Source organism: Pseudomonas sp. 58(2021) (assembly GCF_017491585.1).
Lineage (GTDB): Bacteria > Pseudomonadota > Gammaproteobacteria > Pseudomonadales > Pseudomonadaceae > Aquipseudomonas > Aquipseudomonas fluorescens_BT.
In genome coordinates this window covers 138766-150986 of the sequence record NZ_JAFGYZ010000016.1, presented here as the reverse complement: position 1 = coordinate 150986, position 12221 = coordinate 138766, and the positions used below count along the sequence as shown (strand labels likewise).

The window sequence follows — 12221 nt, the reverse complement described above, 5'->3', positions numbered from 1 at the left end:
GTAGACATCGTATCGCCCGAATCGACTTGAACTTGCAGATTGTTACGGCAGGTAAGAGGATCTAAAAACCGTCCACCATGTCTCCGAACATGTGTTCACCATGTCTCCGGTACATACAGGGAGAGGGTTAGGGTGAGGGGAATTCTGCGACCGTACAAAGATGCATCGAATCCCCCCCACCCATCGATTCAGAGGTCACCCTAAACCTTGGCACTCACCTCACTCCGATTAACCAACCCCTCCAGCGCCACACTCAGACTCTGCGCCCGATCCCCCACCAGCAAGTGCCACACGCCATCTTCCAGCGCGCTCACACCCAGACATCCAAGCTCTTTCAACCGGCTTTCCGAGAGCGCCTTGCCATCGGCCAGTTGCAGGCGAATCCGGCTCATGGCGATGCAGTCGAGTTGCAGCACATTGTCGCTGCCGCCCAGAGCGCTCAACCATTGTTGAGCTTGCGGTGCGGTGACTGCGACGGGTTCGCTGGGTTCGACGACGGCGACAGGAGCCGTCGCTGCGGCTCGGCCCAATGCGGGCATCGCCAGTCGAATCTCATCGGCAATGCTGTCGGCCATCGGCCCCACAACAACCTGCAAACTGCCACCCTTGCCCGGACGCACAACGGCCATCGCGCCCAGCGCTTTCAAATCGGCATCCGACGCTTTGTTGCGATCGACCATTTCCAGTCGCAGACGCGTAGTGCATGCGCCCACGGTGAGCAGATTTTCCGCGCCGCCGAGTGCCTTGATGTAAGCGCTGGCGCGTTCGTTTTCGGTCAGGACCGCTTTGTCGGCGGTGGCGACGTCTTCGCGTCCCGGGGTTTTCAGGTTGAAGCGGCGGATACAGAAATCGAACACCGCGTAGTAGATGACGGCATACGCCAGGCCCACCGGCACGACGAGCCAGCCGTTGGTGGAACGTCCCCAACCCAGCACCATGTCGATGAAGCCTCCAGAGAAGGTGAAGCCCAGGTGGATGTTCAATGCGTTGGTGATTGCCATCGACAGTCCGGTCAGCAGCGCATGCACCAGATACAGCAGCGGTGCGAGGAACATGAAGGCAAATTCGATCGGTTCGGTCACCCCGGTGAGGAACGCGGTCAGGGCCATCGACAGGAAGATCCCGCCCATGACTTTGCGGCGCTCCGGCAGGGCGTTGCGGTACATCGCCAGGCAGGCAGCGGGGAGGCCGAAGATCATGACCGGGAACATGCCGGTCATGAACTGGCCGCCTTTCGGGTCGCCGGCGAAGTAACGGGACAGGTCGCCCGTAACCAGCGCGCCGGTGGTCGGGTCGGTGAAGTTGCCGAACACGAACCACGCCATGTTGTTGAGGATGTGGTGCAGGCCGGTGACGATCAGCAGGCGGTTGAACACGCCGAAGACGAACGCGCCGAAGCTGCCGCTTTCCATCAGCAGGGTGCCGAAGCTGTTGATGCCGTGCTGGATCGGCGGCCAGATGTAACCGAACAGTACGCCCAGGCCGACCGCGCTGAAACCGGTGACGATGGGGACGAAGCGCCGGCCGCCGAAGAACGCCAGGTACTCCGGCAGCTTGATGTCCTTGAAGCGGTTGTACAGCGCGCCGGCCATCAGGCCGCTGACGATCCCGGCGAGCATGCCCATGTTGATGCTCGCGTCGAGCACCTTGAGGGTGGAGATCATCACCAGGTAACCGATCACCCCGGCGAGGCCGGCGGTGCCGTTGTTGTCCTTGGCGAAACCGACTGCGATGCCGATGGCGAAGATCATCGCCAGGTTGGCGAAGATCACCTGCCCGGCGTCGTGGATGATCGCGATGTTCAGCAGGTCGGTGTCGCCCAGGCGCAGCAGCAGGCCGGCGATCGGCAGGATCGCGATCGGCAGCATCAGTGCCCGGCCGAGGCGTTGCAGGCCTTCGATAAAGAGTTGGTACATGGCGTTTGTCCTTGTTGTTTTTGTTAGCGCAGAGGCCAATGTTGATGACAGGCATGACGCACCGCGGCGGCGCTGCTCAGCTTGAGCAAGTCCCGGGCGAGGCGTTGGCATTCGGCTTCGTGCAGCTGGCGCACGCGATCCTTGATTTCGCCGATCTGTACCGGGCTCACCGACAGTTCGGTCACGCCCAGGCCGATCAACACCGGCGTCGCCAGCGGATCAGAGGCGAGGGCACCGCACACGCCGACCCAGCGTTTATGCACCGCCGCGCCTTCGCAAGTCATGGCGATCAGTCGCAGCAGCGCCGGGTGCAAGGCATCGACCCGTGCGGCGAGGCCGGCGTGGTCGCGGTCCATGGCCAGGGTGTATTGCGACAGGTCGTTGGTACCGATGGACAGGAAGTCGGCGTGCTCGGCCAGTTGTTCGGCTTGTAGCGCGGCGGCCGGGACTTCGATCATTACACCGATTTCCGGACGTTGGCTGATGCCCAGTTCCAGGCACAGCGCATCGACCCGTTGGCGGATGTGCAGCAGTTCGTCCACTTCGGTGACCATCGGCAGCAGGATCCGGCAGCGCTGCAGCGGGCTGACCTGCAGCAGGGCGCGCAGTTGCTGGTCGAGGATTTCCGGGCGGGCCTGGGCCAGGCGAATGCCGCGCAGGCCGAGCACCGGGTTGGCCTCCACGGGCAGCGGCAGGTAATCGAGTTGTTTGTCGCCGCCGACGTCGATGGTGCGGATGATCACCGACTTGTCGCCCATCGCATCGATCACGGCTTGATAGGCGGCGCGTTGCTCTTCGACATCCGGCGCGGTGTTGCGATCGACGAACAGAAATTCGGTGCGCAACAGGCCGACGCCGTCAGCGCCGTTGGCAAATGCATCCGCCGCTTCGTGGCTGGAGGCGACGTTGGCGACCACTTCGATGGCCACGCCGTTGCGGGTTTCCGCCGGCAGATGGGCCTGGGCTTGCTGGGCGTTGCGTCGTTGTTGGCGGTCGATCTGCGCCTGCCGGACTTCGGCCAGACGCTCGGCATTCGGCGTCAATTCGAGGCGGCCATCGTCGGCATCGAGCACCACCGATTGACCTTGCGCCTGATCGAGCAGCGCCGAGCCCAGTGCGACCATGCACGGCAGGCCTTTGCCCCGGGCCAGAATCGCTACGTGGGAAGTCGCGCCACCCTCGGCCATGCACAGGCCGGCGACGCCTTGTGCGCTCAGTTGCAGCAGGTCCGAGGGCGTCAGTTCGTGAGCGGCGACGATGGCGCCGGCCGGCACGTCGTAATGCCAGGCTTCACCAAGCAGGGCACGCAGCACCCGTTGTTTCAAGTCGCGCAGATCATTGGCGCGCTCGGCCAGCAGCGGGCTGCCGGTGTTTTGCAGCACTTCGCATTGCGCATCGATGGACTGGCTCCAGGCGTGAGTCGCCGCCGTACCCGCTTCAATCGTTTGCCGGGCGGCGTCGAGCAGGGCCGGGTCCTCCAGCAAGGCCAGGTGCGCGGCAAAGATCGCTTCTTCGTCGGCATTGCGCTGTTTTTTCGCTTGGGCGAGGGTGCCGTCGATTTCGCTGCGAACCTGATTCAGCGCCGTGTCGAGGATCTGCAATTGTTGTTCGGGCTGATGATTGCCAGCGTCCGCCGGCAGGTTGATCGCGTTCAAGCGAAACAGCGGCCCGCCCACCAGACCCGGTGCGGCGCAAACACCGTACAACACGCCAGCCTCGACCGGACGATTGCGTGGGGCGGCAGCAATCGGTGCGGCGGCGTGATGATCCTCCGGCAGGGCGGTGGCCAGTGCAGTGAGCAAGGCCTGCAACGCAGCCTGTGCGTCCGGACCCTGGCAACTGACCTGCACTTCGTCCTGTTCGCCAATCGCCAGGCCCATCAAACCGATGAGGCTGTTGCACGGCGCCGACTTGCCGGCGAAATGCAGCTGAGACTGGCTCTTGAACCCTTGCGCGGTCTGGCGGATCAACGCCGCCGGGCGTGCATGCAGGCCGCCGCGATGGGCGACCTGCACGTGACCGTGAACTTGCGGGCCGCCGAGTTCTTCTGTATTAGCCGCGGCATTGTGACGAGCGACGATGTGCAGCAGCGGCTCGCCGACCTTCACCGTTTTCAGGGTGATGGGGCGCGCCTGGAAATCCTGGCTGTTGGTCAGGATCAGCAGGCTGACTAGGCTTTTGCACTGGCGGCCGACCTTGTCCAGGTCATAGCGCAGCAGCGGCTGGCCATTGCTGACCCGCGCGCCTTCCTTGACCAGCATCGAGAAGCCTTCACCCTGCAACTCCACCGTGTCCAGGCCCAGGTGCAGCAACAACTCGGCGCCGTTGTCGGCGCGCACGGTCAGTGCATGCCCGGTGCGGGCGACGTGGATCACCACACCGGCGCAGGGCGAGTACAACGTGTCGTTCAGCGGATCGATGGCAATGCCGTCGCCCATGGCGCCGCTGGCGAACACCGCGTCCGGGACTTTGGCGAGCGTGAGCACCGGGCCGCTGAGCGGGGCGCTTAAAGTCAGCTCTTTATTGTTGTTGTGCATGGCTCGGTCTCATCAGGAAAAACGTTCGGTTCGCACTCAGTGCGTACGGGTGACTTTGCTCAGGTGGCGCGGCTGATCCGGGTCCATGCCACGGGCCACGGCCAGGTTGGCGGCCATCACGTAGAAACTCTGGATCGCCAGGATCGGGTCGAGAGCCGGGTGTTCGGCACGGTTCAGGGTCAGGTCGCGTTCGAGCACATCGTCCGGCGCCGCCAGCAATACACGGGCACCACGCTGACGCATTTCCGCCGCCAGGCTCAGCAGACCGGCCTGCTCGGCGCCGCGCGGGGCGAACACCAGCAAAGGGTAGTTTTCGTCGATCAGCGCCATGGGGCCGTGACGGACTTCGGCGCTGCTGAACGCTTCGGCCTGGATCGCCGAGGTTTCCTTGAATTTCAGCGCGGCTTCCTGGGCGATGGCAAAACCGGCGCCACGGCCGATCACCATCAGCCGCTCGCAATTGCGCAGGGCGTCGATGGCCGGGCTCCAGTCCTGTTTCGCAGCATCACGCAAGCCTTCAGGCAGGGCGTTATGCGCTTCCAGCAATTCGCTGTCTTCTTTCCAGTGGGCGATGAGACGGGCGCTGGCGCTGAGGGTGGCGATGAAACTCTTGGTCGCGGCGACGCTGCTTTCGGTACCGGCCAGCAATGGCAGGCTGAATTCGCACGCGGCTTCCAGCGGCGAATCGGCGGCGTTGACCATCGACACGCTCAAGGCGCCGCGTTTGCGCAGCAGGCGCAGGCTGTTGACCAGGTCCGGGCTCTGGCCCGACTGGGAAAACGCGAACGCGACCTGACCGCTGACCTTCAGCGGCGCCTGTTGCATGGTCACCACCGACATCGGCAGCGACGCCACCGGAATGCCCAGTTGCTGCATGGTCAGGTAGGCGAAGTAGCTCGCCGCATGATCGGAGCTGCCACGGGCAACGGTCATCGCCACTTGTGGCGGCTGACGGCGCAGGCGCCCGGCGATCTCGATCATCGAGCCATCGAGCTGTTGCAGTTGGGCTTGCACGGCCTCGAACGAGGACAGCGCCTCCTCAAGCATTTTTGAAGTCAATGTCTTCTCCTTCGACCATGACGGCGGTCAGTGTGAGTGAGCGATCCAGCCGCACGCAGTCGGCCCAGGCGCCGGGTTGCAGGCGCCCGCGTTCGGTGATGCCGAGGTAGTCGGCGGGGAATTGCGAAAGACGTTGTGAGGCCTCGGCGATCGGCAGGCCGATCTTCACCAGATTGCGCAAAGCCTGATCCATGGTCAGGGTGCTGCCGGCCAGCGTGCCGTCCGGCAGGCGCACGCCGCCCAGGCATTTGGTGACGGTGTGGCTGCCGAGCTTGTACTCGCCATCGGGCATGCCGGCGGCGGCGGTCGAGTCGGTGACGCAGTACAGGCACGGAATCGAGCGCAGGGCCACGCGGATCGCGCCGGGGTGCACGTGCAGCAGATCCGGGATCAGCTCGGCGAATTTGGCGTGGGCCAGCGCCGCGCCGACGATGCCCGGCTCGCGGTGATGCAGCGGGCTCATGGCGTTGTACAAATGGGTGAAACTGGTGGCGCCGGCTTCGAGGGCGGCGACGCCTTCCTCGTAACTGCCGAGGGTGTGGCCGATCTGCATGCGGATGCCACGGCGGCTCAGTTCACGAATCAAGCCATCGTGGCCGGCGATTTCCGGGGCGATGGTGATCACCCGGATCGGCGCCAGTGCCAGATAGTCTTCGACTTCGGCCATCAGCGCGGTGTGGGCGAAGTTCGGCTGGGCGCCGAGTTTGCCGGGATTGATGTACGGGCCTTCGAGGTGAACCCCGAGAACTCGGGCGGCGCCTTTCGGACGCTGCTCGCAGAACTCGCCGACATCCTTGAGCACGCTGGCAATCTCGGCACTCGGCGCGGTCATGGTGGTGGCCAGCAGCGAGGTGGTGCCGAAGCGCACGTGGGTCTTGGTGATGGTCTCGAAGGCGCTGGCGCCTTCCATGATGTCTTTGCCGCCACCGCCGTGAACGTGCAGGTCGATGAAACCCGGCAGCAGGTAAGGCAGGTCGTTATCCGCCGGATCGCACGGCACGCCTTCGATGGACACGACCCTGCCGTGTTCGTGGATCAGCCGGCCGCGAACCCAGCCGTCAGCGGTGAGGATGTTGTCTTCGGACATTTCGCTTCTCTCGTTTGGCCTGGCTGCTGATCAGCGGCGAAGCTCTGCAACAAAGTCGTAGTAGTCGTTGCGGCAATAGGTGTCGGTGACTTCGATCGGCGTGTTGTCTTCCAGGTAGCCGACCCGGGTCATCAGCAGCATCGCGGTGCCGGGGGCGATGCCGACCAGCGCGGCAAACTCGTCCGAGGCGTTGATGGCTTGAATGTGCTGCAAGGCGCGCACGATCGGTTTACCGATGCTGTCGAGGTGTTCGTAGAGGGAATCGCCCACCACTTGTGGCTTGGGCATGATCGAGGCGGGCAGGGTGCTCATCTCGATGGCCATCACCGTGTCGTCGGCTTTGCGCAGGCGTTTCATGCGCGCAACCTTGTCGTTCGGCGACAGACCGAGGCGAATCAGTTCTTCGTGGGTTGGCAGGGTGATTTCCCGCTCAAGCCATTGCGAGCTGGGCACGAAGCCCTTGAGACGGAGCATTTCGCTGAAACCCGACAGGCGCGACAGCGGTTGTTCAAGGCGTGGGGTGATGAAGGTGCCGGAACCTTGCAGGCGGCGAATCAAACCTTGATCGAGCAGAACCTCCAGTGCCTTGCGCGCGGTGACTCGGGAAATCCCCAGCATTTCGCTGAGATTGCGCTCCGACGGCATCGCCTGTTCGGCTTTCCACTGGCCGGCGTGGATCGCCGCTTCCAGATTGCGCGCCAGTTGCAGGTACAGCGGCGTCGGCTGGGAGTCGTCGGGACGTAGGGCGTGGAGGTCGTTCATGTAAGGCATTTCCGGCGCTGATATAGGATTGTTGTCGCTCGGTTGTCGGGCGAAAACTAATACCACTTGCATACCATGTCAACGCAGCGGAAAGTCCTGTAGTCCTTTGGAATCGGGTGTTTGAGGGCGGGTGGTTTCAAGTGGTATTAGAGATGGGCTCTGGAAAGCAAAAGATCGCAGTCTGCGGCAGTTCTGGCTGGTGAAAGTGGTATCACCGTTCAGACGTTGTCGCAGGCTGCGATCTTTTTCATTTATTTTTTGCGGGCGACCAGTGGTCAGGGGAAAGGGCCGCGTCGCGGCCACGAGAGAGCAGGTGACCAGGTTACAGAATCACGGGCGGATTTCGACCATCGTGCCGTCCGGCACCAGGTTCCACACTTCGCGCATGTCGACATTGCGCATGGCGACACAGCCATCAGTCCAGTCCAGTGTGTGGAACAGGTCTTCAGGCGTTTCTTCCGAATCCGGCGTGCCGTGGATCATGATCATCCCGCCAGGTTCGACGCCTTCCCGGCGGGCGCGGGCGGAGTCGGAAATGTTCGGGTAGGAAATGTGCATCGACAGATTGAATTTGTCGCTGGTCTTGCGCCAGTCGATCCAATAGAAGCCTTCAGGTGTGCGTTTGTCGCCTTCAATCAGTTTCGGACCTTTCTTTGCGCCCTTGCCCAGAGAAATGCGATAGGTCTTGATTGGCTTGCCGTCGGCGATCAACTGCAGTTGATGAGCCGATTTGAGCACCAGTACTTTTTCGATCAATGGTGTATTGGAGGGCGTCACGGTGGTCACGAAAGACGCTTGCGATACCGAAACGAACGACAGGCAGAACAGGGCAAGCAACCAGCGCATTGAAACGATTCCCCAGGAATGAAGCCGATACTTTATTTATAGATGTCATGCAGACGCTGTTGCAGCCCCGCGCTTTGTGTATCGGCCGGGCGCCGGCGAGATCAAGTGATGACTGGCTTGGCGAGCGGCGGAGTCGACTCGGAGCGAACCGGGTAGACCTCGGCACGGCGGTCAGCGAAGAAGCATTCTAAGGTACGCCCCACCGTGCGGAAAGCCAGCTCGTTCCATGGAATCTGCGCTTCGTCGAACAGTTGTACTTCGAGGCTCTCGGGGCCGGCGGCAAAATCCAGGTCTGCAAGCTCGGCGCGGAAGAACACATGCACCTGACTGATATGTGGCACATCGATCAGGGTGTAGATGCTCAGGTTGCGCACCCGGGCGCAGGCTTCCTCGGCGGTTTCGCGGATGGCGGCCTGCTCGATGGTCTCGCCGTTCTCCATGAAGCCGGCGGGCAGGGTCCAGTAGCCGAGGCGCGGTTCGATGGCGCGGCGGCAGAGCAGAACCTTGCTGCCCCAGGTCGCCACACACCCGGCCACGATATTGGGGTTCTGGTAGTGAATGGTCTGACAGCTGTCGCAGACAAATCGCAGCCGCGAATCGCCTTCGGGAATGCGCTGGGTCACCGGGTTGCCGCACTGGCTGCAAAATTTCATGCTGGGGTTCCTGAATGCTGCGCCTATCTTGGCGTGCAGCGGTGGCTGTCGGCAAGTTGTCGTTTCGCGACATGACGCCTGTCCGGGGCTTGGGCGGTCGCAATGATTGGTGCATGATGCAGGGTAAGGCACAGATCGAGAACACTTATGCTGGACGAGCTACTGCACCGGGTAAGCAATCACACGCCGCGCACGCTGGAGACCGACACGCGTTTCCCCGAGGCCGCCGTCCTGGTGCCGATTACTCGCAGTGACGAACCGGAGCTTGTCCTGACCTTGCGCGCCAGCGGGCTCTCGACCCACGGTGGCGAAGTCGCCTTTCCCGGTGGCAGACGAGACCCGGAAGACCCCGATCTGATCTTCACCGCCCTGCGTGAAGCCGAAGAGGAAATCGGCCTGCCGCCCGGCCTGGTCGAAGTGATTGGCCCGCTCAGTCCGCTGATCTCCCTGCATGGCATCAAGGTCACGCCGTATGTCGGGGTGATTCCCGATTTCGTCGAATACCTGGCCAACGATGCCGAGATCGCAGCGGTGTTCAGCGTGCCGCTGGAATTCTTCCGCAAGGATCCGCGCGAACACACCCACCGCATCGACTATCAGGGTCGCAGTTGGTACGTGCCGAGCTATCGTTACGGCGAATACAAGATCTGGGGGCTGACGGCGATCATGATCGTCGAGTTGATCAACCTGCTCTATGACGCCAGAATCAGCCTGCACCAGCCGCCCAAAAGCTTTATCAATACCTGAAGCCATCGCTCGAATGGCCAGCCATCGTGAGCCCTGAGGAAAACAAGATGAAATACCGCTTGGGCGACGCCCGCGTCGAAACCCATCCGCAGAGCTGGGTCGCCCCCAATGCCGTACTGGTGGGCAAGGTCAAGCTGGAGGAGGGCGCCAACGTCTGGTTCAACGCCGTGCTGCGCGGCGACAACGAATTGATCCTGATCGGCAAGAACAGCAACGTCCAGGACGGCACGGTGATGCACACCGACATGGGCTATCCGCTGACCATCGGCACTGGCGTGACCATCGGCCACAACGCCATGCTCCACGGCTGCACGGTCGGCGACTACAGTCTGATCGGCATCAACGCCGTCATCCTCAATGGCGCGAAGATCGGCAAAAACTGCATCATCGGTGCCAACTCGCTGATCGGCGAAGGCAAGGAAATTCCCGATGGTTCGCTGGTGATGGGCTCTCCGGGCAAGGTGGTGCGCGAACTGACCGAGCCGCAGAAGAAGATGCTCGAAGCCAGCGCCGCGCACTATGTGCATAACTCCCAGCGCTATGCGCGCGATCTGGTTGAGCAGGAAGAATGACGCCCCCCGAAAGACCCGTCGCTTCGCCGTGCGTGAGCATTTGTGCGCTGGACGAGGATGACATTTGCACCGGTTGCCAGCGTACGGTCGAGGAGATCACTCGCTGGAGCCGCATGACCAACGACGAGCGGCGCGTGGTGCTCGGGCTCTGTCATGAGCGGGCGAAGGCCAGCGGGCTGGTCTGGATGATCGGCAAAACGCCAGGGCAATAACCGATTTGATTGGCGTCATCGAAGGGCTGAAGTAACCTGTGCGCCAAATTGACAGGTCACGCCCATGCTCTTCCTCATCGCCTACATCAGCAGCGTCGTGCTGATCAACTTCGCCTTCTCCACCGCGCCCCACCTGGACATCATCTGGTCGGCCTGGGGCGGGTTGGTGTTCGTGCTGCGCGACATGGTGCAGATCCGTTTCGGCCACGGCGCGATTGTGGCGATGCTGGCGGCGCTGGTGCTGTCCTATGTCACGTCCGATCCGTCGATTGCGTTGGCCAGTGCCACGGCGTTCGCGGTCTCCGAGTGCATTGACTGGCTGGTGTTCACCATCACCAAGCGCCCGCTGCGCGACCGGTTGTGGATCAGCTCGGCGCTGAGCATTCCCCTCGACACCTTCATTTTCTTCGGCATGATCGACCTGCTGACGCCGCCAGTGCTCATCACTGCCCTGGCCTCGAAGTTTGCCGGTGTCACCGCTGTCTGGCTGATCATGACCTGGCGCGAGCGCAAACAGGCTGTCGCCGGCTGAAGCCAAACCCTCAGGTTCATGTAAAATGCCGCGTTTTCTCCCCATGGAAAGCGCGTCTGGCGTTGCTTTCCTCGATGATCCGCTTCTTTGAGGACCTGAGATGACCCGTATCGGAACTCCATTGTCGCCGACCGCGACCCGCGTATTGCTGTGTGGCTGTGGTGAGTTGGGCAAGGAAGTGGTGATCGAGCTGCAACGCCTGGGCGTTGAAGTGATCGCCGTTGACCGTTACGCCAATGCGCCGGCCATGCAGGTTGCTCATCGCAGCCACGTGATCAACATGCTCGACGGCGCCGCCCTGCGTGCAGTGATCGAAGCCGAGAAACCGCATTTCATCGTGCCGGAAATCGAAGCCATCGCCACTGCCACCCTGGTGGAGCTGGAAGCCGAAGGCTTCACCGTGATCCCGACCGCTCGCGCCGCGCAACTGACCATGAACCGCGAAGGCATCCGTCGCCTGGCCGCCGAAGAGCTGGATCTGCCGACTTCGCCGTACCACTTCGCCGACACCTTCGAGGATTACAGCAAAGCCGTTCAGGACTTGGGCTTCCCGTGCGTCGTCAAACCGGTGATGAGTTCGTCTGGCAAGGGCCAGAGCCTGCTGCGCAGCGTCGATGACGTGCAGAAAGCCTGGGATTACGCCCAAGAGGGCGGTCGCGCCGGTAAAGGCCGGGTAATCATCGAGGGCTTCATCGATTTCGACTACGAAATCACTCTGCTGACCGTTCGACATATCGGCGGTACCACGTTCTGTGCTCCGGTCGGCCACCGCCAGGAGAAGGGCGACTACCAGGAGTCCTGGCAGCCACAGGCCATGAGCCCGATTGCTCTGGCTGAGTCCGAGCGCGTTGCCAAAGCGGTGACCGAGGCGTTGGGCGGCCGTGGTCTGTTCGGCGTCGAGCTGTTCATCAAGGGCGACCAGGTATGGTTCAGCGAAGTGTCGCCGCGTCCGCATGACACCGGTCTGGTGACCCTGATTTCCCAGGACCTGTCACAGTTCGCCCTGCACGCCCGGGCAATCCTTGGCTTGCCAGTGCCGCTGATCCGTCAGTTCGGTCCATCGGCTTCGGCGGTGATTCTGGTAGAAGGTCAGTCGACCCAGACGGCATTCGCCAACCTCGGCGCAGCACTGAGCGAACCGGATACCGCGCTGCGCCTGTTCGGCAAGCCTGAGGTCAACGGCCAGCGTCGCATGGGCGTGGCCCTGGCGCGTGACGAGTCGATTGAAGCGGCTCGCGCCAAGGCGACCCGTGCTTCTCAGGCGGTCGTTGTAGAGCTGTAACCTCGCAAGCTGATCG

Annotated in this window: 12 protein-coding genes; 5 read left to right on the top strand and 7 right to left on the bottom strand. The window is 62.5% G+C overall.

Features of this window, described 5'->3' with window-relative positions:
• Positions 1 to 200: 200 nt before the first annotated feature.
• The 7 genes from nagE to J5M72_RS19545 form a co-directional block, all read right to left on the bottom strand.
• Positions 201 to 1916 carry an N-acetylglucosamine-specific PTS transporter subunit IIBC gene (gene nagE, locus J5M72_RS19575; RefSeq protein WP_207866820.1) on the bottom strand — a complete coding sequence of 572 codons (1716 nt, stop codon included), beginning with the start codon at positions 1914 to 1916 and terminating at the stop codon, positions 201 to 203.
• A gap of 23 nt (positions 1917 to 1939) precedes the next feature.
• Entirely contained in the window at positions 1940 to 4453 is a 2514-nt protein-coding gene (ptsP, locus tag J5M72_RS19570) for a phosphoenolpyruvate--protein phosphotransferase (protein ID WP_207866819.1), read from the bottom strand.
• A 36-nt stretch (positions 4454 to 4489) separates the two neighbouring features.
• Positions 4490 to 5500, bottom strand: a complete 1011-nt coding sequence (locus tag J5M72_RS19565) for an SIS domain-containing protein (RefSeq protein ID WP_207866823.1) — start codon at positions 5498 to 5500, stop codon at positions 4490 to 4492.
• Positions 5493 to 6599: an N-acetylglucosamine-6-phosphate deacetylase gene (gene nagA, locus J5M72_RS19560; RefSeq protein ID WP_207866818.1), complete on the bottom strand. Its 1107-nt coding sequence runs from the start codon at positions 6597 to 6599 to the stop codon at positions 5493 to 5495. The genes J5M72_RS19565 and nagA overlap by 8 nt, the downstream gene beginning before the upstream one ends.
• A 30-nt stretch (positions 6600 to 6629) precedes the next feature.
• A complete protein-coding gene (locus J5M72_RS19555) occupies positions 6630 to 7370 on the bottom strand; it encodes a GntR family transcriptional regulator (protein ID WP_169428991.1) in 741 nt (246 codons plus the stop codon).
• 321 nt (positions 7371 to 7691) lie between these two features.
• Positions 7692 to 8207 carry a L,D-transpeptidase family protein gene (locus J5M72_RS19550; protein ID WP_169428992.1) on the bottom strand — a complete coding sequence of 172 codons (516 nt, stop codon included), beginning with the start codon at positions 8205 to 8207 and terminating at the stop codon, positions 7692 to 7694.
• Between the two features lie 101 nt (positions 8208 to 8308).
• Entirely contained in the window at positions 8309 to 8860 is a 552-nt protein-coding gene (locus J5M72_RS19545) for an NUDIX hydrolase (protein WP_169428993.1), read from the bottom strand.
• Positions 8861 to 9007: 147 nt separating this feature from the next.
• Between J5M72_RS19545 and J5M72_RS19540 the strand changes: the two genes are divergently transcribed.
• From J5M72_RS19540 to purT, 5 genes are all read left to right on the top strand, one after another.
• The gene (locus J5M72_RS19540; protein ID WP_207866817.1) at positions 9008 to 9607 is read left to right on the top strand and encodes a CoA pyrophosphatase; all 600 of its coding nucleotides are present in this window, start codon (positions 9008 to 9010) and stop codon (positions 9605 to 9607) included.
• Between the two features lie 47 nt (positions 9608 to 9654).
• Positions 9655 to 10179 carry a gamma carbonic anhydrase family protein gene (locus J5M72_RS19535; protein ID WP_007954617.1) on the top strand — a complete coding sequence of 175 codons (525 nt, stop codon included), beginning with the start codon at positions 9655 to 9657 and terminating at the stop codon, positions 10177 to 10179.
• Entirely contained in the window at positions 10176 to 10391 is a 216-nt protein-coding gene (locus tag J5M72_RS19530; protein ID WP_169428995.1) for a DUF1289 domain-containing protein, read from the top strand. Before J5M72_RS19535 ends, J5M72_RS19530 begins: the two co-directional genes overlap by 4 nt.
• A gap of 64 nt (positions 10392 to 10455) precedes the next feature.
• The gene (locus J5M72_RS19525; RefSeq protein WP_169428996.1) at positions 10456 to 10923 is read left to right on the top strand and encodes a preQ0 transporter; all 468 of its coding nucleotides are present in this window, start codon (positions 10456 to 10458) and stop codon (positions 10921 to 10923) included.
• Positions 10924 to 11023: 100 nt separating this feature from the next.
• Entirely contained in the window at positions 11024 to 12205 is a 1182-nt protein-coding gene (purT, locus tag J5M72_RS19520) for a formate-dependent phosphoribosylglycinamide formyltransferase (protein ID WP_207866816.1), read from the top strand.
• Positions 12206 to 12221 lie beyond the last annotated feature (16 nt).